The organism is Thalassospira sp. CH_XMU1448-2, assembly GCF_037027285.1.
Taxonomy (GTDB): domain Bacteria; phylum Pseudomonadota; class Alphaproteobacteria; order Rhodospirillales; family Thalassospiraceae; genus Thalassospira; species Thalassospira profundimaris_C.
Genome location: NZ_JAYMEA010000002.1, coordinates 944,724 through 968,941, shown reverse-complemented (window position 1 = coordinate 968,941; position 24,218 = coordinate 944,724). Strand labels below are relative to the sequence as shown.

The 24,218-nt window shown below is 53.2% G+C and carries 19 protein-coding genes and 1 tRNA gene; 13 read left to right on the top strand and 7 right to left on the bottom strand.

Annotation, left to right across the window (positions count from 1 at the left end; genetic code table 11):
• Positions 1 to 46 precede the first annotated feature (46 nt).
• From WA318_RS11860 to WA318_RS11845, 4 genes are all read right to left on the bottom strand, one after another.
• On the bottom strand, positions 47 to 1,159 hold the full coding sequence (locus tag WA318_RS11860; protein WP_114097332.1) for an ABC transporter ATP-binding protein: 1,113 nt from the start codon (positions 1,157 to 1,159) through the stop codon (positions 47 to 49).
• A gap of 4 nt (positions 1,160 to 1,163) precedes the next feature.
• Positions 1,164 to 2,051, bottom strand: a complete 888-nt coding sequence (locus WA318_RS11855) for a carbohydrate ABC transporter permease (protein ID WP_114097333.1) — start codon at positions 2,049 to 2,051, stop codon at positions 1,164 to 1,166.
• Positions 2,044 to 2,952, bottom strand: coding sequence for a carbohydrate ABC transporter permease (locus WA318_RS11850; RefSeq protein WP_114097334.1), 909 nt, complete (start codon positions 2,950 to 2,952; stop codon positions 2,044 to 2,046). Before WA318_RS11850 ends, WA318_RS11855 begins: the two co-directional genes overlap by 8 nt.
• A 97-nt stretch (positions 2,953 to 3,049) precedes the next feature.
• On the bottom strand, positions 3,050 to 4,312 hold the full coding sequence (locus WA318_RS11845) for an ABC transporter substrate-binding protein (protein ID WP_336081294.1): 1,263 nt from the start codon (positions 4,310 to 4,312) through the stop codon (positions 3,050 to 3,052).
• Positions 4,313 to 4,983: 671 nt separating this feature from the next.
• Between WA318_RS11845 and WA318_RS11840 the strand changes: the two genes are divergently transcribed.
• Positions 4,984 to 5,148 carry a DUF1127 domain-containing protein gene (locus WA318_RS11840; RefSeq protein WP_114097336.1) on the top strand — a complete coding sequence of 55 codons (165 nt, stop codon included), beginning with the start codon at positions 4,984 to 4,986 and terminating at the stop codon, positions 5,146 to 5,148.
• Positions 5,149 to 5,264: 116 nt separating this feature from the next.
• On the opposite strand, the gene WA318_RS11835 is transcribed toward WA318_RS11840, so the two are convergent.
• Positions 5,265 to 6,839, bottom strand: coding sequence for a cryptochrome/photolyase family protein (locus WA318_RS11835; RefSeq protein WP_336081290.1), 1,575 nt, complete (start codon positions 6,837 to 6,839; stop codon positions 5,265 to 5,267).
• Between the two features lie 267 nt (positions 6,840 to 7,106).
• Here WA318_RS11835 and bfr (WA318_RS11830) point away from each other — a divergent pair, with 267 nt between their 5' ends.
• The 5 genes from bfr (WA318_RS11830) (at position 7,107) to WA318_RS11810 (ending at position 11,699) form a co-directional block, all read left to right on the top strand.
• Positions 7,107 to 7,583: a bacterioferritin gene (bfr, locus tag WA318_RS11830; protein ID WP_114097520.1), complete on the top strand. Its 477-nt coding sequence runs from the start codon at positions 7,107 to 7,109 to the stop codon at positions 7,581 to 7,583.
• A 21-nt stretch (positions 7,584 to 7,604) separates the two neighbouring features.
• Positions 7,605 to 8,096 carry a bacterioferritin gene (gene bfr / locus WA318_RS11825; protein ID WP_114097338.1) on the top strand — a complete coding sequence of 164 codons (492 nt, stop codon included), beginning with the start codon at positions 7,605 to 7,607 and terminating at the stop codon, positions 8,094 to 8,096.
• 216 nt (positions 8,097 to 8,312) lie between these two features.
• Positions 8,313 to 10,793 (top strand): heavy metal translocating P-type ATPase, encoded by a 2,481-nt coding sequence (locus WA318_RS11820; protein WP_336081289.1) that lies wholly within the window; start codon positions 8,313 to 8,315, stop codon positions 10,791 to 10,793.
• A gap of 1 nt (position 10,794) precedes the next feature.
• Positions 10,795 to 11,178, top strand: a complete 384-nt coding sequence (gene cueR / locus WA318_RS11815; protein WP_114097340.1) for a Cu(I)-responsive transcriptional regulator — start codon at positions 10,795 to 10,797, stop codon at positions 11,176 to 11,178.
• 38 nt (positions 11,179 to 11,216) lie between these two features.
• On the top strand, positions 11,217 to 11,699 hold the full coding sequence (locus WA318_RS11810; protein ID WP_336081285.1) for a c-type cytochrome: 483 nt from the start codon (positions 11,217 to 11,219) through the stop codon (positions 11,697 to 11,699).
• Between the two features lie 85 nt (positions 11,700 to 11,784).
• Here the strand turns inward: WA318_RS11810 and WA318_RS11805 are convergent, their stop codons facing one another.
• Together WA318_RS11805 and WA318_RS11800 are read right to left on the bottom strand one after the other, a co-directional pair.
• Complete coding sequence (locus tag WA318_RS11805) at positions 11,785 to 12,897, bottom strand: PAS domain-containing sensor histidine kinase (RefSeq protein WP_336081283.1); 1,113 nt, start codon at positions 12,895 to 12,897, stop codon at positions 11,785 to 11,787.
• 22 nt (positions 12,898 to 12,919) lie between these two features.
• A complete protein-coding gene (locus WA318_RS11800; protein ID WP_336081281.1) occupies positions 12,920 to 14,185 on the bottom strand; it encodes a D-amino acid dehydrogenase in 1,266 nt (421 codons plus the stop codon).
• A 200-nt stretch (positions 14,186 to 14,385) separates the two neighbouring features.
• On the opposite strand from WA318_RS11800, the gene WA318_RS11795 reads away from it, so the two are divergent.
• From WA318_RS11795 to lon, 7 genes are all read left to right on the top strand, one after another.
• Positions 14,386 to 15,849 carry an NAD(P)H-hydrate dehydratase gene (locus WA318_RS11795; protein ID WP_336081279.1) on the top strand — a complete coding sequence of 488 codons (1,464 nt, stop codon included), beginning with the start codon at positions 14,386 to 14,388 and terminating at the stop codon, positions 15,847 to 15,849.
• A gap of 149 nt (positions 15,850 to 15,998) precedes the next feature.
• Positions 15,999 to 17,390, top strand: a complete 1,392-nt coding sequence (locus WA318_RS11790; RefSeq protein ID WP_336081277.1) for a malonyl-CoA decarboxylase — start codon at positions 15,999 to 16,001, stop codon at positions 17,388 to 17,390.
• 168 nt (positions 17,391 to 17,558) lie between these two features.
• Positions 17,559 to 17,643 (top strand) — tRNA-Leu (locus WA318_RS11785).
• 113 nt (positions 17,644 to 17,756) lie between these two features.
• Positions 17,757 to 19,202, top strand: a complete 1,446-nt coding sequence (gene tig / locus WA318_RS11780) for a trigger factor (RefSeq protein ID WP_114097344.1) — start codon at positions 17,757 to 17,759, stop codon at positions 19,200 to 19,202.
• A gap of 58 nt (positions 19,203 to 19,260) precedes the next feature.
• Positions 19,261 to 19,890 carry an ATP-dependent Clp endopeptidase proteolytic subunit ClpP gene (gene clpP / locus WA318_RS11775; protein WP_114097345.1) on the top strand — a complete coding sequence of 210 codons (630 nt, stop codon included), beginning with the start codon at positions 19,261 to 19,263 and terminating at the stop codon, positions 19,888 to 19,890.
• 300 nt (positions 19,891 to 20,190) lie between these two features.
• The gene (gene clpX / locus WA318_RS11770; RefSeq protein WP_114097346.1) at positions 20,191 to 21,456 is read left to right on the top strand and encodes an ATP-dependent Clp protease ATP-binding subunit ClpX; all 1,266 of its coding nucleotides are present in this window, start codon (positions 20,191 to 20,193) and stop codon (positions 21,454 to 21,456) included.
• 129 nt (positions 21,457 to 21,585) lie between these two features.
• Entirely contained in the window at positions 21,586 to 23,997 is a 2,412-nt protein-coding gene (lon, locus tag WA318_RS11765) for an endopeptidase La (RefSeq protein WP_114097347.1), read from the top strand.
• The last annotated feature ends 221 nt before the right edge of the window (positions 23,998 to 24,218 follow it).

The window sequence follows — 24,218 nt, the reverse complement described above, 5'->3', positions numbered from 1 at the left end:
AAAAAGAAGAATGGCGGGTGGCCCCCAGAACCACCCGCCAATCAGATCAGATCCGCAACTCGGTATCCGGGTCAAACAGACTGATCTGAGACATGTCGGCCGAGAATGTCATGCTCTCGCCCGGTGTCGGTGCGCGGTCCGGGCGGACGCGTGCGACGATTTCTTTACCCGCAATTTCAATCACGGTCATGGTGTCGGCACCGGTTGGTTCGATCACTTCGACCTTGCTGTCAAAGTTCACATACTGGCTGCCCGGTTCATCCGAACCCGTACGTTTATGGGTCAGGGCTTCCGGACGGATGCCAAAGACAACCTTCTTGCCTGCATATGCCTTGTAGCTTTCCGGTGCTTCGAAAAGCGGAAGGGTGATCGGGTTGCCTTCGCGTTCGATGGAAACGGCAAGCTGACCGTTATTATCGATCAGGGTCGCATTCACGAAGTTCATGGACGGAGAACCGATGAAGCCAGCAACAAACATGTTGTTCGGGCGCTCATAGATATTCTGCGGCGTATCGAACTGTTGGAGGATACCGTCTTTCATGACTGCGATACGCGAAGCCAGGGTCATGGCTTCGATCTGATCGTGGGTCACGTAGACGATGGTCGATCCAAGACGCTGATGCAGCTTTTTGATCTCGGTGCGCATATCAACGCGCAGCTTGGCATCAAGGTTGGAAAGCGGTTCGTCAAACAGGAAGATATCCGGATCACGAACAAGCGCACGACCCATGGCAACACGCTGGCGCTGACCACCCGAAAGCTGGGAAGGTTTGCGATCAAGAAGCGCCTCGATCTGAAGCAGTTTGGCAACGTCGGCAACTGCCTTGTCGCGTTCCTGCGCAGATACACCGCGGATTTCCAGGCCAAAGGTGATGTTCTTGCGAACAGTCATGTTCGGGTAAAGCGCATAGGACTGGAACACCATGGCGATGTTACGGTCTTTGGGATGCACGTCGTTGATAACGCGGTCCCCGATGCGGATTTCCCCGTCGGTTGAGCTTTCCAGACCTGCAATCAGGTTCAAAAGGGTCGATTTACCGCAACCTGACGGACCGACAAGGACGAGAAACTCGCCATCTTCAATCGCCAGATTGATTTCCTTGAGAACTTCAACAGGGCCAAAGGCCTTGCGAACTTTATCGAGGGTGAGTGATGCCATTTGCTTATCCCTTCACCGAACCGGCGGTCAGGCCGCGGACGAAGTATTTGCCTGCCAGGACATAAACCAGCAACGTCGGAAGACCGGTCAGCAGGGCTGCTGCCATGTCAACGTTGTACTGTTTCACGCCGGTAGTGGTGTTGACGATATTGTTGAGTGCGACTGTCATCGGTGCATTTTCGCCAGAGGCAAAAGACGCGCCGAACAGGAAGTCGTTCCAGATCTGGGTGAACTGCCAGATGACCGAAACCACGATGATCGGGGTCGAGATCGGCAGAATGATGCGCCAGAAAATGGTGAAGAAACCCGCCCCATCAATGGTAGCTGCCTTGACCAGTTCATCCGGGATCGAAACATAGTAGTTCCGGAAGAACAGGGTGGTGAAGCACAGGCCATACACGACGTGGACCATAACAAGCCCCGGGGTCGAGCTGGCAAGACCAAGCTTGCCAAGAACCTGTGACATTGGCAGCAGAACGACCTGGAACGGAATGAAGCAACCGAACAGCAGAAGGGCAAACACAATGTTCGCGCCCTTGAAACGCCATTTGGTCAGTGCATAACCGTTGATCGCACCAAGGAAGGTCGAAATCAGAACAGCGGGGATCGCCATTTTGACCGAGTTCCAGAAATAGATTTTGATACCTGTACATTCAACACCGACACAGGCTTCGTTCCATGCATAATTCCATGCATCAAACGTCACAACGCGCGGCAGCGAAATCAGCGACCCTTCGCGGATCTCGTCAAGCGACTTCAGGGAAGTCGAAACCATGACGATCAACGGGAACAGGTAATAAGCTGCAAACAGGATCAGTACGAGATAGAGCAACCCGCGCAGCACTGTGTTTTTCCAGCCTGCGTCGTGGCTATAGGTCTGAAGATCAGCCATTTTTCTTGCCTCCGCGCAGTTCGGAATACAGATACGGCACAATGATTGCCATAACGGTTGCCAGCATCATCATGGCACTGGCCGCGCCAATACCAAGCTGGTTGCGCTGGAAGGCCATGGTGTACATGAAGGTTGCCGGAAGATCCGATGCGTAACCCGGACCCCCGCCGGTAAGTGCAATGACAAGGTCAAAGCTTTTAACAGCAAGGTGGGCCAGAACGACGATCGCACTCAGGAAGACCGGGCGGATCGACGGAATAATAATACCGAAATAGATGCGGGGCAGGCTGGCACCGTCCATGTAGGCTGCGCGAATAATGTCCTGATCGACGCCGCGCAATGCTGCAAGGAACATTGCCATGACAAAACCCGATGCCTGCCAGACAGCAGCAATCACAACGGTGTAGATTGCCATGTCGGAATTGACCAGCCAGTCGAACTTGAAGCTCGTCCAGCCAAGATCATGCATCATGCTTTCCAGGCCAAGACCCGGATTGAGAAGCCATTTCCAGACGGTACCGGTCACAATGAAGGACAGGGCCATCGGATAAAGGAAGATCGTGCGAAGTACGCCTTCGGCGCGAATGCGCTGATCAAGAAGAACTGCCAAAAGGCACCCGATGATCAGGCAGGTCACGATAAACAGACCACCAAAGACCAAAAGGTTTTCAATGGCAACATGCCAGCGTTCCATTTGCCACAGGCGTTCATACTGTCGCAGACCTGCCCAATCCCAGACGGGAAGCATGCGCGACTTGGAAAACGCCATATAGCCGGTCCACAGGATGAACCCGTAGACGAAAAACAGGGACGCAGCAAAGGACGGTGCAACAACGATCTTTGAAAGATGACGCTGAATACTGGCCGTCAGGTTGCTTTCGGTGCTTTGAGAAGCCCCCATACCCTTTGCCTCAAAAGTTAGATGTAGCGGGAAGCAGGCCCCGGAAACCGGGGCCTGCACACTAATCAGTCGATCAGACTGTTCAGATCAGATGAGATTAGTCTTTTGCCAGTTCAACGGCTTCGACCAGACGCGAGACGGCTTCGTCAGACGACATGTCGGAGTTGAAGTGGGCAGTGACAACGTCAACGATCGCACCCGAAAGGTGACCACGAAGCGCCATGCCATGTGCCATGGACGGCAGGAAGCCGCCAGCGTCCTGGGCTGCCAGAAGGTCAGCTTCGGATTTCTTCGCGCAATCGTCGAACTTGTCGAGCGGAACGCCAAGACGTGCCGGGATCGAACCTTTGAGAAGGTTGAAGGTTTCCTGGAACTTCTGACCAACGATCAGCTCGGCAAGAAGTTTCTGGCCAGCAACCTTGTCGTCGCCAGAAACGTTGAACATTGCGAAGCTGTCAACGTTGAACAGGTAACCGTTATCCGACGGAGCAGCCGAGCAGATGAAGTCTTTGCCCGGTACTTTGCCAGCAGCAAGGAATTCGCCCTTTGCCCAGTCACCCATGATCTGCATGGCGGCTTCGCCATTCATGACCATTGCGGTTGCAAGGTTCCAGTCACGACCCGGGAAGTCGGCATCGACATAACCACGGATTTTGCGCATCTGGTCGAACACCGCTTTCATGGTGTCGGATTTCAGAGCGTCTTCGTCGAGGTCAACCATTGCTTTCTGGAAGAATTCCGGACCGCCAAGGCCAAGAACGACGGTTTCAAAGATTGTCGCATCCTGCCAGGGCTGACCACCATGGGCGATCGGCGTGATGCCGGCTGCTTTGAGTTTGTCAGCAAGAGCGTTGAACTCGTCCCAGCTTTTCGGAACGTCGGTTGCGCCAACTTTTGCCAGAAGGGTCGGGTTTGCCCAGATCCAGTCAATACGGTGAATGTTCACCGGAACAGCAACATAGTCGCCTTCATATTTCATGACGTTCTGAATTGCCGGCGGGATAACCTTGTCCCAGCCTTCTGCTTCGGCAACGTCATTGAGATCAGCAAGTGCGCCCTGTTCAGCCCAATCCTGAATCGCCGGACCTTTAAGCTGAACAGCTGCCGGTGCGTCGCCAGAAAGAACGCGCGAACGCAGAACGGTCATGGCTGCGTCACCGCCGCCACCAGCAACCGGGCTATCAACCCATTTGCCACCATTTGCTTCGAAATCTTCTTTGAGGGCTGCAACAGCTTTTGCTTCGCCGCCCGAAGTCCACCAGTGCAGAACTTCAGCGGTCGGCTCGGCATGAGCAAAGCTAGCAGTTGCGAGTGCAGAAATCGCCACACCGGTGGCGAGGATGGTTTTGCGCAGATACATTTAGGTTTCCTCCCTGGCTTTGAACCATTTGCAGCGACAACATGCTTTGAGAGGGCATTCAATGCATCCACAAAACTGTAACAGGGCGTTTCCAGAACGCGAACTGAAACAATCTGTTACAAAAATAATTTGGCGTATCGTAAATATATTGCAGGGCAGCAAAAACAATTAGGGCGTTTGTTCGCATGACAGATGTGATGTGTGTTCACAAATGATGTCAATTCGATCCGGAATTCAATCTTTTGAATGGCTATTGGGCACAAATAAAGGGGGGCGGGGTCTACCGGAGTTGCTCAAGGCTTGTGTGCCAACTTGTCAATAAACGGCCTCACCATCATGGTTGCTTTAACAGCGGGCCTGATTGATCGGTTTTCTGGTGAAAAACAGATCAATCGGGCGTGGAAATGTTGCGGTGCAGCTTTTGGTGATGCGGAAGATGCGCTGGGTATCGGCATGACCAAACTGCATAGCTGTAAACTTTTGTGGCCTATGTCGGAGGTGTGAGGGGATATATGTGACAAAATGGAATAGATGATGTGCAAACTTTGGTAATTGAGGATTGAATGCTGTTTGGGCATATTGCATTGCGAAACTACTGAGGCGAATGCGCCAGACAGTTGGAGGTCTCCTCCAAGGCGGCATTCAAAATTTGTAACCCAAGGAGGTTCAACATGTTCCTGTCCAGTATTCTTGTTGCTGTTCGCCGTTGGGCCTATGCACGTTCGGTTGCGAATGAACTTTACGGCCTTGATAAGCGCGATCTTGATGATGTCGGGATTTCCCACTGGCAGATCAAAGACGTTGCTCGTAAAGCCGCTCGTGACGCGATTGCATAACGCCAGCGCAATTTAGGCTCCCGACCTTCGGGAAAGCCAATGCGGAAGCCGGACATCAGTCCGGCTTTTTGTGTATCCGGGCTGTGGTTTCCCGCAGCTTTGCTGAGGCCGTTTGGTTAAAGCAATTGTCTTTGACGGCTACGTAAACCCGTCTCGTTGCTGTCGAGCTTGTTCAGGAACGCATTTGCCTGGGCAATAAGGCTTTCTTTATCGGCATCCTTCATACGTGCCCAGTTCCGGTAAGCCATGCGCAAGCGAGCATTGTTGCCAAGTTTATCGACATTGCGATCAAGAAAGTGCCAGTAAAGCGCATTAAAGGGGCAGGCGTCTGAACCGATATTTTTGCGCGGATTGAACGGGCAGCCCTGACAGTAATCAGACATCCGGTCGATATATTTGCCACTCGCGGCATAGGGTTTGGAGGCCATGGTGCCACCATCGGCATAAAGCGCCATACCAAGTGTGTTGGGCAGTTCAACCCATTCAAATGCGTCAATATAAACTGCGAGATACCATTCGCAGACCTCCTGAACAGAAAGGCCAGTCAGGAGCGAAAAATTACCAATCACCATCAGGCGCTGTATGTGATGGGCATAGGCATTTTCAAGCGTTTCGCCAATCGCCTGCTTCAAACAATTCAGCGATACATCCCCGTCCCAGAAAAACGCGGGCAGGGGGCGTTTTGCTTCAAAATGATTGCGGGTGACGTAATCCGGTCCCATGAACCAGTAAAGCCCGCGAACATATTCTCGCCAGCCAAGGATTTGGCGAATGAATCCCTCAACCGCATTAAGGGGGGCCTTGCCGTCGTGATAGGCACGTTCGGCCGCACGACAGACTTCATCAGGCAACAGCAAGCCGATATTGATATAGGGACTGATCAGTGAGTGATAGACCGTCGCACTTTTGACAGTCATGGCATCCTGATAATCACCAAAGCACGCCAGACGATGGTCAATGAAATGATCCAGTGCCATCAGGGCATCCTGTCGTGTCACTGCCCACCCAAAGGATTCAACCGAACCAAGCCCGTCGGGAAAGTCATCATAGGCCAGATCAAGCAGGTCACGGGTAACGGGATCGGGGGCAAAGGATTTCGGGGGAAGTGGTGTAAGGTCATCGGGCAGAGCTTTGCGATTATCGTGATCAAAGTTCCATTGCCCGCCAGCCGGTTTGCCATCGGGTTCCATCAGAATCCCGGTGTTCCGGCGCAAGCCGCGATAGAAATATTCCATGCGCAGTTCTTTGCGACCCTTTGCGAACTCTTCGAATTCCGAAAGCGGGGCAAAGAAACGATCATCGGACCGGATTTCAAGTTCCACATCAGGAAGAGACGACCAATTCTCTATTTCCTGACGAACCCGCCATTCGCCGGGTTCGGTGATGATAACCTTTGAAACGTCATGCTGATCAATCGTGGTCCGCAACGCGTCGGTAAAGCTTTTGGTCGGGCGGGTTTTGTAGTCGTAATAATCAACAACAAACCCTTCCTCCCTGAGCGCTTTGGCGAAGTGACGCATGGCAGACAGAATCAGAACGATCTTTTGCCGGTGATGGGGAACATAGGTTGCTTCGGCCTGCGGTTCCGCCATGACAATCAGATCTGTGTCGGGATTGGCATCGGCAAGACTTGAGACGTCGCGGGTCAGTTGATCACCAAGCACAAAGCGGATGGTTTGATAAGTCGTCATCGGGATTGCATGCAGCCTGATTGGGGAACGGATACGAGTCGTACGAGGCCGTTGGGTCAAAAGATCGCAGGCAGGTGATTTTTTGCAGAACCGATTTTCATTCGCAGGCAAAAAACTGCGAATGATTTTTACTCAAGCAGCATAAATGACCTATTTCCAGAAAAAGGCCTAAATTATTGATAATGGTAATCAAAGGCGCGCTTTTCTCTTGAAACGGGTGGGGGCTGTTCCCAATATCATGGAAGCCCAACCATCAGGAGAGCCATGATGAAAGGTGATCCCAAGATCATCACATACCTTAATCGCATTCTGACAAATCAGTTGACTGCGATTAACCAGTATTTCCTGCATGCCCGGATGCTGCGCGACTGGGGTGTCGAAGAAATGGGCGAATATGAATACAAGCTTTCCATCAAGGAAATGAAACGTGCAGATGATACTATCGAGCGCATTCTGTTCCTTGAAGGTCTGCCCAATCTTCAGAACCTCAACAAACTCATGATCGGCGAAAATGTTCAGGAGATCGTCAGTTGCGACATGAAGTTCGAACTGGCATCCCTGCCGCTGCTGCGCGAAGCAATTACTGCCTGCGAAAAGGCCGAGGATTTTGTCACCCGCGATCTGCTGGTGAAATTCCTTGAAGAGCAGGAAGAGCATGTCGACTGGCTTGAGACCGAAGAATGGCAACTCGAACATGTCGGTATTGCAAATTACATTCAGAGCCGTTCAGGCGACGGCGACTAATCAGATCAGGAGCTTAACGCCATGAAGGGTAGCAAGAAGGTTATTGCCGCACTCAACAAACAGCTCACAGCCGAGCTGTCCGCGGCGGACCAGTACAATACGCACGCAGAAATGTATGCCGACTGGGGCCTGCATTCGCTTTATGAGCGCATGCACCATGAAAAGGACGAAGAGCTTGAACACGCAAAGCGTTTGATCGAGCGTATCCTGTTCCTTGAAGGTGTGCCCGATACCGCGTCACGTGAACCGATCAAGATCGGCAAAACCGTTCCCGAGATGATGAAAAATGATCTCGAGCACGAATATCACGTCATCAATCTTCTGAAAAAAGCGATCAAGATTGCCGAAGCAGAGGACGATTTCCAGACCCGCCAGATGCTGGTCGGACTGCTTGATGACAGCGAAGAGGATCACGCATACTGGATCGAACAGCAGATCCGTCTGATCGATATGATGGGGCTTCAGAATTATATTCAGTTCCGTGCAGCAGGCGAACCAAGCCCGCACGGATAAGAATTATCAAGCCTGACCCGACAAGAACCCCGGACATGATCCGGGGTTTTTTCTTGCTTTTTTCAATGCGCATCTCGACTTCGTCCATTCCGATTTTTTTGTCTTGACCTTCCAGTTGCTGGAAGGTCTATCTTCGCCCATATCAAGAATAGGGTCAGCTACGGCATAGCGACAAAATATGCGGAGACCCTCCAAACCAGATTGAGGTTACGTGATATGGATGGCCAGATCGAAACAGACGAACGCGATGCAGAGGCAAGTGCGCCAGCGTCGCCGTCCCATCAGGATGAAGTCACCTTGCCTGTCGACGGCATGACCTGTGCCAATTGCGCCGGACGGGTTGAAAAGGCGATTGCCGGACTGGATGGCGTTGCCGAGGTAGATGTCAATCTTGCGCTGAATTCAGCACATATCCGCTTTGATACAGACAAGATCGATACCGCACGGATTGCGGCCACCATCAAGGATGCCGGTTACAGTGTGCCGCAGCAGCAGCTGTCCTTTGATGTTGATGGCATGACCTGTGCGAACTGTGCCCTTCGCGTTGAAAAGGCACTGGCAGCGATGCCCGGTGTTACATCGGCGAGTGTGAATTTTGCCCTTGAGCGCGCAGACATAGAAGCACTGCCGGGCAAGGCAAACGATGCCGCCGTGATCAAGGCGATCGAAGATGCGGGGTATCACGCAACATCGCGCAATAAATCTTCCGGTGCCGATCAGGATGCCGATGGCAAAGCAGTATCAGGCAAGGTGGACAAATCCCTTGTGTTGCTTGCAGTGTCAGCGCTTCTGACCGCTCCGCTGGTGTTGCAGATGGTCTGGATGAACCTTGGTGTGACTTATCACTTGTCTGCCTGGGTCGAACTTGCCCTGGCAACGCCGGTTCAGTTCGTGATCGGTCACCGTTTCTACAAGGGAGCGTGGGCCGCGCTGCGTCATCGCAGCGCCAATATGGACGTTCTTGTCGCGCTCGGAACGTCAGCCGCCTATTTCCTGAGTGTCTATAACATGGCGGTCGGCCAACCCGGGGAAATGCATCTGTATTTCGAGGCATCGGCTGCCATTATCACCCTTATCCTTGCTGGCAAGATTATGGAAGAACGCGCCAAGCGTGGCGCATCCGCCGCCATTCGTGAATTGATGGCGTTGCGTCCGCGTCGTGCGCGCAAGCTGGTAGAGGGTGAAGGTGAACAGGATGTCGCCATCGAAAGCCTTACGGTCGGCGATATCGTTCGTGTACTGCCGGGCGAACGTTTGCCCGTCGATGGTACTGTGGTTGCAGGTGAAAGTGAACTGGATGAAAGCCTGATTACCGGCGAAACACGTCCGGTTGCCCGCGTCGCGGGAGACGGGGTTGTTGGTGGTGCTGTAAATGGCACCGGTCGCCTTGATATCGAAGTGCGTGCCGTTGGTGATGACACCACGCTATCGCGGATTATTCGTCTGGTTGAAAAGGCCCAGACGGGCAAGGCCCCGGTTCAGAAGCTGGTTGATCGTGTATCATCTGTTTTCGTGCCGATTGTTGTCGTCATTGCCGTTGCGACGCTTATTGTCTGGTTGCTGATGGGCTATGGGGCAGAGGCATCAATCGTGGCCGCCGTGTCGGTGCTTGTGATCGCATGTCCCTGTGCGCTTGGTCTTGCAACCCCGACGGCACTTGTCGCCGGAACAGGCAGTGCGGCACGGAATGGCATTCTGATCCGTAATTTTGAGGCGCTCGAACAGGCCCATAATGTTGATACGGTGATTTTTGACAAAACCGGCACCTTGACCGAGGGCACGCCGACGGTGCGTGACGTTTGCGCCGCGGATGGCATGGATCGCAATGAAATGTTGCGTCTCGTGGCCGGGGTTCAGGCTGCAAGCGAACATCCGTTGGCACGTGCGATTGTCTCACTTGCAAAGGACGAAAATATTGTCCTGCCCGAGATTGAGGACTTCAAGGGCAAAACCGGTGCAGGCGTCCTTGCCAAGGTTGATGGTCACGCGGTTGCCATCGGAACCGAGGCGTTGCTGACCGATCAGGGCATCCAGTCGCTTTCTGATAAGGTTGCCATTGAAATCAAACAACATGAGAGCGAAGGGCGTACCGTCGTTCTGGTGGCGATTGACGGTGCCTTTGCCGGATATATCACCCTTGAGGACCGCATTCGTGAAAGCGCGAAACAGGCAATTGCCGATTTGAAGGCGCGCGGTATTTCGTCGATCATGCTTTCGGGCGACAGCCAGGACGTCGCCAGTCACGTTGCCCGCGAACTGGGGCTGGAGCGCGGCGAAGGTCGTATCCGCCCGCAAGACAAGGCGCTTGAGGTCGAGAAACTCCGCAAACAGGGACGTCGTGTCGCCATGGTTGGCGATGGCATCAATGATGCACCGGCATTGGCAGCGGCAGATGTTGGTATTGCGATGGGTGGTGGTACGGATATTGCCATGGAAACGGCGGGTATCACCTTGATGCGTTCGGATCCGGCACTGGTGTCGGCTGCGATTGACATATCGATCGCAACCCGGCGCAAGATCGCCCAGAACCTGTTTTGGGCCTTTGCCTATAACGTGGTGGGTGTGCCACTGGCGGCACTTGGTGTTCTTAGCCCGGCAATTGCCGGTGCTGCAATGGCGCTGAGTTCGGTTTCGGTGGTTGGCAACTCCCTGACGTTGCGGCGCTGGAACGTGCGCCGCCATAAGAGTGGGGAATAAAATGAATATTTCCGATGCAGCAAAGAATTGCGGACTTCCTGCCAAGACCATTCGGTATTACGAGGATATCGGTCTGGTAAATCCGGGCCGGATGGAAAACGGCTATCGCGACTATGGCGAGGATGACCTTCATAAATTGCGGTTTCTGCAACGTGCGCGCGGGCTTGGATTTTCGGTCGAGGATTGCCGTGTGTTGCTGTCACTTTACGAAGACCGCAACCGGGCCTCTTCGGACGTCAAGGAAATCGCCAAAACCCATCTGGGCGAGATCGAACGCAAGATTGCCGAATTGCAAAGCCTGCAAAAGACCTTGTCTGATCTGGTTCATGCCTGTCACGGTGATGACCGGCCCCATTGCCCCATCATCAATGATCTGGCGCGCTGACCGCGCGCAGAAAGACGTCTTCAGAGAGAGAACAAGCAGTGCAAAACAAAAGTGTTATGGTGTTGGGGGCGGCAGTCGGTGCGGCCATCATGTACGGGATCGTAAGTTTCTTTGGGCCGCAATCCGGACAGATGCAAAATGTGGAACTGCGCCCTGATGACCTGAAACTCGTGGCACTGGGCAAAAAGGTCTATGACGCCAATTGTGCTTCATGCCATGGGGCAAGATTCGAAGGTCAGGCGAACTGGCGTGAACGTGGTGACGATGGTTTGCTGCCAGCACCCCCGCATGATGAAACCGGTCACACATGGCATCATCCCGATGCCATGTTGTTTGCCCTGACCAAATATGGTCCGGCGGCAATTGCAGGCAACGATTACAAATCGGCCATGCCCGCATATGAGAACACCCTGACGGATGAGGAAATCCTTGCCAGTTTGTCCTATATCAAAAGCCGCTGGCCAGATGAGATCAGCCAACGTCACGACCAGATCAACCAGTCAGCCGCACAGCAACAGTAACTCTCGTCAGGCAGCTCCGGGAAATGACAAAGCCTGTACCAAGACTACCGGTGCGGGCTTTTGATTTGTCTGAATTCGGGAATGGTCAGGTACGTGGCAATGTGATGCGCACCGTGGTGCCCTTGCCAAGGTCGCTTTCGATGCTCAAGCGGCCGCCATGCAATTCAACAAGCAATTTGGCAAGTGGCAGGCCAAGACCGGTTCCGGCACTTTCCTTGACCCCAGATGGGTGGAGTTGCGAGAAACGGGCAAGCGCACGGGGAATGTCATTCGGGCTCATGCCGACACCGTTATCGGCAATCGAAATGGTGATGTCATCGGGTGTCATGGAGAGCCCGATGGAAATGTCACCTCCATCCGGGGTGAATTTCGCCGCATTGCTCAGGATATTGATCAGAATCTGTTTGAGTTTCAGCTTGTCACAGCGCAGCAAGACGCTTTCGCGTGGCAAGTCGATTTCAAGGTTATGCCGACGTCGCGAAATGTCATCGTGAACAAGCTTGGCTGCTTCGTTGATGATCGTGCCAAGATCGACGTTTTCGGATTGCAAAGTCATCGAGCCAGCAGAAAGCTTGGAAACATCAAGAACATTATTGACCAGTTCAAGCAGATGTTTACCGGCCTCGTAAACGTCGCGTCCGCATTCGCGGTATCCGTCGGGGATATCGCCCAGAACAGCCTCGGCAATCAGCTCGGAGTTGCCGATGATCGCATTTAGTGGTGTACGAAGCTCATGCCCCATATTGGCAATGAAGTCGGATTTGGATGCGTTGGCATCGGCCTGATGGCGGTTTTGCTCCATCAGGGAACGTTCAGCCTGTTGCTGACGGTCATTTTCCAGAAGCGTCATCAAAACCGCTGTACGCGTTTCGTTGTTCTGGAAATATTCAAGCGGCGCGATGGAAAGATCGCAGACATGGCTTTCATTCGAAGCGCCGACAAGAACAATGTCCCCGCGCCAGGTCCGGCCGGATGAAAACACATCTTCAATATCGTTGATAAGGCCCCTGGACAGGAAGCCGGCCTTGCGACCCAGCATGCGATCACGCGACACGCCGATCAGTCTGGCGATGGCTTCGTTACATTGCAGGACCAGTCCGTTGCGATCACAAATGACCGCCGCATAGGGCAGGGCGTTCAGAACAACCTGATCTGCCAATGGCACATTGGTGGTGCCAATCGGTGTATTGCTGGTCATTTCAGCCCCTGGTCCCATTGTTTTACAGTAACGCTCGTTTAAAACGCTCGATACCCAGCCCCGTAAGCGGGATGTCAGGTGTGCGATTGCTTATTACGTCGGCGATTGCCTTTGCCGACCCACAACTCATCGTCCAGCCCAGCGTCCCATGCCCCGTATTAAGGTATAGATTATCATATTTAGTACCCCCAAGAATAGGGGCAGAATCGGGCGTTACCGGGCGTAAACCCGACCAGAAACTGATGGTCGATCGATCTCCGCAATTCGGAAATAATTCTAATGCTTTATCGACGATAAGCTGATTTCTTTTTGGTGACATTCGCAGGTTGTAACCATCCAGCTCTGCGGTCCCTGCTACCCTGAGTTGGTTGCCAAGTCGCGAATACACCATTTTGACGCTGTCATCGATCAGGGCGGTCTGAGGGGCGCCGTGATAACCGGTGGTATCAATGCTGATCGAATATCCCTTGCACGGATAGATCGGCGCACTCAGGCCAAGTGGCTTCAGCAATAACGGACTATAACTTCCAAGACAGACCAGAAAGGCGTCAGCTGTAATGTTGCCCTGATCGGTTTGTACCGAGGTGATCCTGCCCTCATCATGGATCAGGCGTCTGATCTGTGTGTTGAAGCGGAATGTGGCGCCCCGGGCGATGCAATGTTCGGTCAAGCGTTCGGTAAATTTGCGGGCATCGCCGCTTTCATCATCGGGTGTGAAGCTGCCACCCACAATCGGGGCGTTACTTTGGCGAAGGGCAGGTTCGATTTCATAACATTCGTCGGGGCTGACGGTTTTCCGGTTAAGTCCAAGGTCACGCATCTGCGCAGTTGCCCGATCAACAGCGTCCATTTCGTAGGCATCACGGCAGACATGCAAAATTCCGCGTTCGCTGAGATCATAATCCAGATCAAGTTCGCAGCGGAGGGCGCGCAGGCAGTCGCGACTATAGGTCGCAACGCGCAAGGCCTTTTCAAGATTGATGCGGGCACGTTCATCGGTGCAATTTCGCAAGAACCGCAAACCCCAGGCAAAAAGCTGCGGGTCAAAGCGCATGCGGACCAGAAGCGGTGCTTCCTCGTGTCCAAGCCATTTCAGGATTTGTTTCGGGGTGCCGGCATTGGCCCATGGTGTTGCATGGCATGCCGAAATTTGACCGCCATTGGCAAAGCTTGTTTCCTGTGCACTTGCATGTTGGCGATCAATGACGGTGACCTGATGACCATTTTGCAAAAGATACCAGGCCGCTGTCGCCCCGATGACGCCAGCACCCATTACGACAACATGCATGCGGGCAAAGCCTTGTTGCGGAAAGTGCGTTCGTGAAGCAGCCCAGATAGATAGGACAATGCGTTATCTGTCTGACTTGCGAATTTGTTTGCAATATACTGTCGTGTAAAACAAATGGCTACCGGCGACTTTTGATCTTTTTTGCACCTATGAAAATGCGTCGGAATGATCGGGCGCAGTGATAAAACAGACGGGGTAAAATGTTTGAAATCCTGACCACAGACCAGATGTACGAAGCAGACCGCCGAACGATTGAAGGCGGTCTTGCCGGTGATGTGTTGATGGACAATGCCGGACGTGTGGTGTTTGAGGAAATCATACGTCACTGGTCCCCTCGGTCGGTCTCTGTTTTGTGTGGTCCGGGCAATAATGGTGGCGACGGTTTTGTGATTGCCAGATTGCTGCGCGACGCCGGCTGGTCGGTCCGGCTGGGCCTGATGGGGGATGTTGTATCACTTAAGGGCGACGCGGCCCTTCATGTTGCACGCTGGGACGGCGCGGTGGAGCGTCTTTCACCAGCCCTTGTCGTCGGTGCGGATTTGCTGGTGGATTGTATCTTCGGGGCAGGACTGGCGCGCGAGATTACCGGCGAGATTGCCGAACTGATCACCACGATAAATTCAAGTATTGCATCGGTCGTATCCGTCGATGTGCCATCGGGAGTGGATGGCAATAGTGGCGCGATTTGGGGCTGTGGTGTCAAGGCGGATCTGACGGTGACATTCTGTCGGGCAAAGCCCGGTCATTACCTTTTGCCCGGCCGGTTGATGTGCGGTGAACTGGCCATCCGTGATATCGGTATTTCCGATCAGACCATTTCCGAAATGCGTCCGAATTGCTGGCGCAATGATCCGGTTCTGTGGCGTGCTGGTATCCACTGGCCCGGACTGGATGGGCACAAATATCATCGTGGTCATCTGCTGGCTTTTGGCGGGGCATCGATGACCGGTGCAACACGGCTTGTTGCGCGTGCCGCCCGCCGATCAGGTGTCGGGTTGTTGACCATTGTATCAGATCCGGTGGCACTTCCGGTTTATGCGTCAGATACCCCGGGCAATATGACAGCGCCAATCGGACAGGTCGAAAGCCTTTTAAATGACTGTCGTCACAATGCCTTTGTGATCGGGCCGGGATATGGTCTGGGGGATGACACCAGAAGTCTTGTCCTTAAACTTTTGCATCTGTGCCGTTCGACCGTTCTGGATGCAGATGCGCTCACAAGCTTTGCCGATGATCCGTCTACATTATGTTTTGCGATTCAGGGGCCGACGGTTCTTACCCCGCATGAGGGCGAATTTTCCCGCCTGTTCCCCGATATCACTGGCGATAAATTGACCCGGGCGCGCGCAGCGGCGAAACGAAGTGGTGCGACAGTTCTGATCAAGGGGGCGGATACGGTGATTGCCGCACCTGATGGCCGGGCCGCAATCAGTGCCGCCGATGCCCCCTGGCTGGCAACAGCCGGATCGGGCGATGTTCTGGCCGGGATTATTGGCGGTCTGATGGCGCAAGGCATGGAAATGTTCGATGCAAGCTGTATGGCGGTCTGGCTTCATGCCCGCAGCGGAACAGATATCGGGCCGGGCCTGATTGCCGAGGATATCCCGGAACATTTGCCCGGTATTTTGCGCGAACTTTGGCTGGCATCGCGCAAAAAAGGCTAGGGGTGTATCCGGTGATCAAGTGAAACGGTTAAATACCGACGGGCCAGAATTATGACATCTTTGCGGGCATGCTGGATGTTTGGTTGATGTCACCCGATATACTTACCTTGAAATCACAAAAACAGAACTACCGGATGTGGGAGACAGGCATGTCTCAGACCTTCTTGGACAGAACAATTGATAACCTTCGGGTTGCCTGGCGCGAATTGCGTGACAGCCCGGTGGTGCGTGGCCTTGGTCTTGATGAAAGTCAGAGCCGTCAGGAGCGCTGGCGTCGCCAGATCACCGATTGCCTTGCCAAGCGTGGCGGGGCGGTCTCGGCACGTTCGCGTGCGGCGGCGCTTGGTCATGATTTTCTGCGTCTTGATGACGCGGGAAAGCGCGAATTTTTGCACCTGCTAATCAACGAGTTTGGCGTTGATCGAGACCGTGTCGGAGCGATCATGTCAGACTGGAACATGGTTGATGATCTTGCCGAACAGGCTTTGCTGGAGGCAGAACTGAGAGCTGCCCTTACGCCGCCATTTCGCATGATTCTTAAGGAATTCAATTCATTACCCCAGGGTGTGAAGTTTCTGGTTGATTTGCGGGCGGATCTTTTGCGGTGGCGTAAGGAAGCCCCGGGGCTTGTTATCCTTGAGCGTGACCTTAAGGAACTCCTCGCAGGCTGGTTTGATATCGGCTTTCTGGAACTGCAACGCATTACATGGAATTCTTCTGCTTCCCTTCTTGAAAAACTGATCGCCTATGAAGCCGTTCACGCCATTCAAAGCTGGGATGACCTGAAACGTCGGTTGGCACCGGATCGCCGGTGTTTTGCCTTTTTCCATCCGGGAATGCCCGACGAGCCGCTTATTTTTGTCGAGGTGGCCCTGGTCAATGGCATTGCAGGTAGTGTCGATGCCCTGATCCAGAGTGATCAGGATGACGCAGACGAACAAGAGTCGAAGCTTGCCGATACCGCCATCTTCTATTCGATTTCAAATGCGCAGGCTGGCCTGGCGGGAATCAGTTTTGGTGATTTCCTGATCAAGCGGGTGGTTGGGGAATTGCAACGTGATCTTCCGGATCTCAAGCAGTTCTGTACCCTGTCTCCCATTCCGGCTATGCGCAGCTGGATGGACCGGCAACTTGATGCCATGTCGCAAAAGCAGGACACAGGACTGCCCAAGGCAATTGAGGCAGCCTTGCGCGATTGTGATGATCTGATGGGGCCCAAACCGCCTGCAAAACACCCGGACGAGGTGAGCGAACGCACGCGCACCAATATCGAATACCTTACGGCTTGGTATCTTTTGAATGCCAAGCGGGTTGAGACAGGATCGGCATTTGATCCGGTGGCGCATTTCCATCTGACCAACGGGGCACGGGTCGAACGGCTGAACTGGAATGGCAACGGAAATGAAACTGGCTGGATGCAGTCATTTGGCATGATGGTGAACTATCTTTACGACCTTTCGATGATTGAAAAAAATCATGAAAGCTATGTCGGGCAGGGCAAAATAGCCGCATCTGGTGCAGTAAAGCGTCATTTGCGCTAGTTTTGCAAAAGCCGGAAACCCTTGAAACCTGCTAGATATTCCGTGTGATGGCCTGTTAAATTCCACAAGATTGCATTTGTCGAAAAGGCGATGCTTGCATGAGGTGAGCGAAGTTTGTATTAAGGCGCACTCATTCCGGTCTTACCGGCGTGAATTGCGTGCTTGTGTGCGGGCGTGGCGGAACTGGTAGACGCGCTGGATTTAGGTTCCAGTGGAGCAATCCGTGGGGGTTCGAGTCCCTTCGCCCGTACCACTTGCAGGCTTTAAAATAGATCAGGTTATATATTCGTTTAGTCATATTGACTTTCTGACGTCCGGACTGCGTCGCGTAACGGACATTATTCGAACCAAGCAAAAGAGTTATCTATGCAGGTTACTGAAACCAAAAACGAAGGCCTGGCGCGCGAGTTCAAAGTCGTCGTGCCCGCCGCACATATCGAAGAAAAAGTCGTCGCCAAGCTTGACGAGATCAAAGACCAGGTTCGCCTGCCGGGCTTCCGTCCGGGCAAAATTCCGGCGAAACTGCTTCGTCAGCGTTATGGCCAGGCTGTCATGGGCGAAGTTCTTGAAGCCGCTGTGAACGAAAACACCGGCAAAGTTCTTTCCGACAACGACCTGCGTCCGGCCGTTCAGCCGAAAATCGAAGTAACCAAATTCGATGAAGGCGGGGATCTTGAGTTCGACATCGCTGTTGAAGTCATCCCGGCAATCGAAGCAATGGACTTCAAAAAGCTGAAACTGACCCGTGAAGTTGTTGAACTTGACGACAGCAAGGTTAACGAAACCCTTGATCGTATTGCCGCAGCGCAGGGCACCACTGCTCCGCTCGCACGCAAGCGCAAGTCGAAAGCCGGTGACGTTGTCGTTATCGACTTCCTCGGCAAAATCGACGGTGAAGCATTCGACGGCGGCAAAGCCGAAGATTACGAACTCGAACTCGGTTCGGGCTCCTTCATCGATGGTTTCGAAGATCAGCTGACCGGTGTTAACGCTGGTGACGAAGTTGTCGTCAAAGTGAAATTCCCGGAAGCTTACGGTGCTGCTGAACTCGCTGGCAAAGATGCCGAGTTCGACGTAACCGTCAAGGAAATCAAAGAAAAGAAACCGGCTGAGCTGGATGACGAACTTGCCAAGAAACTTGGTCAGGAATCGTTTGAAGCGCTTAAAGACGCAATCCGCAAGGATTACGGCCGCGAATACGAATCGGTTTCCCGTCAGAAACTGAAGCGTCAGCTGCTTGATGCGCTGGCTGAAAACCACAGCTTCGAACTTCCGACCTCGCTGGTCGAAAACGAACTGCAGGGCATCATCGGCCAGATCAAACAGGCCCGTGAAGCTGGTCAGGAAGATGACGAAACCAAAGGCAAGTCCGAAGAAGAGCTGACCGAAGAGTTCCGCGAAATCGCAGAACGTCGCGTTCTTCTTGGTCTTCTGCTTGCAGAAGTTGGCCGTGCAAACGAGATCCAGGTTACCCAGGAAGACGTGAACAAGGTCCTTGTTGCTGAAGCTCAGAAGTACCCGGGTCAGGAACAGCAGGTTATTGAATTCTATAAAAATAACCCGCAGGCCTTGCAGGCTCTTCAGGGCCCTGTATATGAAGACAAGGTCGTGGATTACATCGTCGAACTCGCAAAGGTTGAAGAAAAGACCGTAACGGTCGAAGATCTTCTGAAACCGGAAGAGGAAGACGAAGCTCCGAAGAAGAAATCGGCTGCTAAGAAAGCACCGGCGAAAAAGGACGCAGAGAAAAAGGCTCCGGCCAAGAAAGCTGCTGCCAAGAAGCCGGCTGCGAAGAAAAAAGCAGAAGACTGATCTGACGAGAAGTAATCCTGCCGGACACGGTTTTGGATAATGCAGGGAGTTGCAGTTGATGATTAGAGAACAGATGAATTCGCTTGTGCCGATGGTGGTTGAACAGACCAGCCGGGGCGAGCGTGCCTATGACATCTTTTCGCGTTTGCTCAAGGAGCGTATCGTCTTCATCAACGGTCAGGTTCATGACGGCATGTCGTCACTGATCTGCGCGCAGCTCCTGCATCTCGAATCGGAAAATCCGGACAAGGATATTTCGCTTTACATCAATTCTCCGGGCGGTGTTGTGACCTCGGGTCTCGCCATCTATGACACCATGCAGTACATCCGTTGTGATGTATCGACGGTGTGCATGGGACAGGCGGCATCCATGGGCTCGCTTCTGTTGATGGCCGGTGCAAAGGGCAAGCGTTACTGCCTGCCGAATGCGCGTGTCATGATCCACCAGCCGTCCGGCGGTTTCCAGGGACAGGCATCGGATATCGAAATCCATGCCCGCGAAATCCTGGCGTTGCGTCAGCGTCTTAACGAGATCTATGTCGAACATACCGGCCGTGATCTCAAGACGATTGAAGATGCGATGGAGCGTGACAACTTCCTCACCCCGGATCAGGCCAAGGAATTCGGTCTGATCGACGAAGTGGTGACATCGCGTCCGAAGCCGGAAAGCGATGGAAAGAAAGACTGATCGTTCCATTACGATCGGCAAAAACGCCCCGGACGAACGCCGGGGCGTTTTTTTATGTCTTGCCTCATGGCAGTTTTAAGTCATAGACAGGTATAGGCGCAGGTATCGGCATGATGTCTGGAACTTGTATGGCACTCGAACGTTTGGGTGATTAATACAAGGGGTTTCGTAACCAATCTGGCGAACCCATATCAAACATGATGCCATAACGCCGAAAAGCGCAGATTAAACGTTGAGATCGGTATCGTTTACCGGCTAACATGGCGATAAAAGATAACGTCAAACGTAATTGGGGTTTGTATGAGCAAATCGAATAGCGGGGACTCCAAGAACACTCTGTACTGTTCTTTCTGTGGAAAGAGCCAGCACGAGGTTCGCAAGCTCATCGCCGGTCCAACCGTATTCATCTGTGATGAATGCGTAGAGCTTTGCATGGACATCATCCGCGAAGAGCATAAAACCCATCTCGTCAAATCGGCAGACGGGGTGCCTTCTCCGCAAGAGATTTGCAAGGTCCTTGATGACTATGTCATCGGTCAGGGCCATGCGAAAAAAGTTCTCTCGGTCGCGGTTCACAACCATTACAAGCGCCTGCATCACGCCAGCAAGAATGAAGACATCGAACTGGCGAAATCCAACATCATGCTGGTCGGTCCGACCGGTTGCGGTAAAACGCTTCTGGCTCAGACGCTGGCCCGTATTCTGGATGTTCCGTTCACCATGGCTGATGCCACCACGCTGACCGAAGCCGGTTACGTGGGTGAAGATGTCGAGAATATCATTCTCAAGCTGCTGCAGGCTGCTGACTACAATGTCGAGCGCGCCCAGCGCGGCATCGTCTATATCGACGAGGTCGACAAGATTTCGCGTAAATCCGACAACCCGTCGATCACGCGTGATGTCTCGGGCGAGGGCGTCCAGCAGGCATTGCTCAAGATCATGGAAGGCACTGTTGCTTCGGTTCCGCCGCAAGGTGGCCGTAAACATCCGCAGCAGGAATTCCTGCAGGTCGACACCACGAACATTCTGTTCATCGTTGGTGGCGCGTTTGCCGGTCTTGATCGTGTGATCTCCCAGCGTGGCAAGGGCAGCGCAATCGGCTTTGGTGCCGACGTTCGCAGCCAGGATGACCGTCGCACGGGTGAAGTGTTGCGCGAAGTTGAACCTGAAGACCTTCTGAAATTCGGTCTGATCCCGGAATTCATCGGTCGTCTGCCGGTTCTGGCAACGCTTGAAGACCTCGATAACGAAGCTTTGGTCAAGATCCTGACCGAGCCGAAAAACGCACTGATCAAGCAGTATCAGCGTCTGTTCGACATGGAAGATGTGAAACTCACCTTCCAGCCTGATGCGCTTAAGGGAATTGCCGACAAGGCAATTGAACGCAAGACCGGTGCGCGTGGTCTGCGCTCGATCATGGAAGGCATCCTGCTTGATACCATGTTCGATCTTCCGACCATGGATAGCGTCGAGGAAATCGTCATCAATAGTGACGTTGTCGAAGGAAAGGCAAAACCGTTGCTGATCCATGCGGAACGCCATGAAGGTGTCGAAAACACTGCCTGATATCAAATCCCGCACCGGCATCTATTGCGGTGCGGGAATTTCAGCTTATCTAAGAAATGTTCGCGTTACTGGCGGGGCCTATGGCAGGACCCCAGCAACGTTTTGGCTCAGAGTAGGGAATAGAACATAATGGTCGAATTGGCGCGTGGCGAAATTTACCCGGTGCTGCCGTTGCGCGACATTGTCGTGTTCCCGCACATGATTGTTCCTCTGTTCGTTGGACGTGAGAAATCGGTGCGTGCGCTCGAGGATGTGATGCGCGAAGACAAGCAGATCATGCTTGTCACCCAGAAAGACGCCGGTCTTGATGACCCGGCAGTCGAAGATCTCTATGAAGTTGGTACTGTCGCAACTGTCCTGCAGCTTCTCAAGCTTCCGGATGGAACCGTCAAGGTACTGGTAGAAGGCGGAAAACGTGCCGAAATCACCGGCTATGTTGATAACCCGGAATTCTTCCAGGCCTATGGTGCCGTGCGCGAGGACGCTGACGAAGATGACAGCGAACTCGAAGCGCTTGCACGTTCTGTGGTGACGCAGTTCGAACAGTACATCAAGCTCAACAAAAAGATTCCGCCCGAAGTTCTGGTATCTGTGAATCAGATCGAAGAACCGGCGAAGCTTGCCGACACGGTGGCATCCCACCTGTCGCTCAAGATTTCTGAAAAGCAGGAATTGCTGGAAACCAGCCTTGTTGGTGACCGTCTGGAACGTATTTTCGGCTTCATGGAATCCGAAATCGGCGTCTTGCAGGTTGAAAAGAAAATCCGCAACCGCGTCAAACGCCAGATGGAGAAAACCCAGCGCGAGTACTATCTGAATGAGCAGCTTAAAGCCATTCAGAAGGAACTTGGCGAAGGCGAGGACGGCAAGGACGAGGCTTCTGAAATCGAAGAGAAGCTGAACAAGGCCAAGATGCCCAAAGAGGCAAAGGAAAAGGCCCAGGCAGAACTCAAGAAACTGCGCAATATGAGCCCGATGTCGGCGGAAGCCACCGTGGTGCGCAACTATCTTGACTGGATGGTGTCGATTCCGTGGAACAAGCGTTCGCGTGTGTCCCATGATCTGAAAAAGGCCAAGAAGGTTCTTGATAAGGAACATTACGGTCTTGAGAAGGTCAAGGAACGCATCCTTGAATATTTAGCCGTTCAGGCCCGCACCAAAAAAGTCAAAGGTCCGATCCTTTGCCTTGTTGGTCCTCCCGGCGTTGGTAAAACCTCGCTTGGTAAATCGATGGCCAATGCAACAGGTCGCAGCTTTGTGCGCATGTCGCTTGGCGGGGTGCGTGATGAGTCCGAAATTCGCGGTCATCGCCGGACCTATATCGGTTCCATGCCGGGCAAGATTGTCCAGGGCATGAAAAAGGCGAAATATTCCAACCCGTTGTTCCTTCTCGACGAGATTGAAAAAATGGGTTCGGATTTCCGCGGTGATCCGGCCTCGGCATTGCTTGAGGTGCTTGATCCGGAACAGAACTCGACCTTTAACGACCATTATCTTGAAGTCGATTACGATCTTTCGGATGTGATGTTCGTGACGACGGCAAACTCGCTTCGTATGCAGCAGCCGCTGCTTGACCGTATGGAGATCATCCGTATCTCCGGTTACACCGAAGACGAGAAAGTCGAGATCGCCAAACGTCACCTGATCCCGAAACAAATCAAGGATAACGGTTTGCGCAAAGGTGAATGGAGCATTTCTGACGAAGCGCTTCGTGATCTGATCCGGTTCTATACCCGCGAGGCAGGTGTCCGTAACCTTGAACGCGAGCTGGCCCGTCTGGCCCGTAAGGCGACCAAGCGGATCATGCTCGAGAATATCAAGGCTGTGCGCGTAACGCCGCGGACCCTTGGCAAATATGCAGGCATCCGCAAGTTCCGCTATGGCGAGACCGAGGGTGAAGATCAGGTTGGTGTCGTGACCGGTCTTGCCTATACCGAATTCGGTGGCGATCTGTTGCAGATTGAATCTGTGACGGTTCCGGGCAAGGGCAACATGAAAACCACCGGTAAGCTCGGTGAAGTCATGACGGAATCGATCCAGGCGGCGACCTCGTTCGTGCGTTCGCGTGCAGCAGAGTTCGGCATCAAGCCGACCCTGTTCCAGAAACGCGACATTCACGTGCACGTCCCCGAAGGCGCAACCCCGAAAGACGGTCCGTCTGCCGGTGTTGGCATGGTGACGTCGGTTGTGTCTGTTCTGACCGGCAATCCGGTGCGCAAGGATGTGGCGATGACCGGCGAAGTGACGCTGCGTGGCCGTGTGCTTGCGATTGGCGGTTTGAAAGAAAAGCTTCTGGCGGCCTTGCGGGGCGGGGTGAAAACAGTCCTGATCCCGCAGGAGAACGAAAAGGATCTCGAAGAGATTCCGGACAATGTCAAACGCGGTATGGAAATCATTCCTGTGTCGCATGTTGACGAAGTTCTCAGCCATGCTTTGGTCAATCCGCTGGTCCCGATTGAGTGGGAAGAACCCGAAGATGATGTCGCAGTCAAATCCAAGGACGGCGAAGAATCGGAAATTGGTGGTGTGACGACGCATTAAAGCGTGTCATAACCGGCAGAAATCAAGGGGAGCGACCATGTCGCTCCCCTTTTTCTGTGGATAACTTTGACCAAGAATCGGCGAAGGGACATGTCGAGATTGGTGTAAAGCGCAAAAAATCGAAAAAAACGTCAAAAACCGCAGAAAACTGCGTCTCTCGCATTGACGAGCTGTTTGCTACCTGCTTACACTGCCCATGCAACAGGTTTGGGGCAAACCAA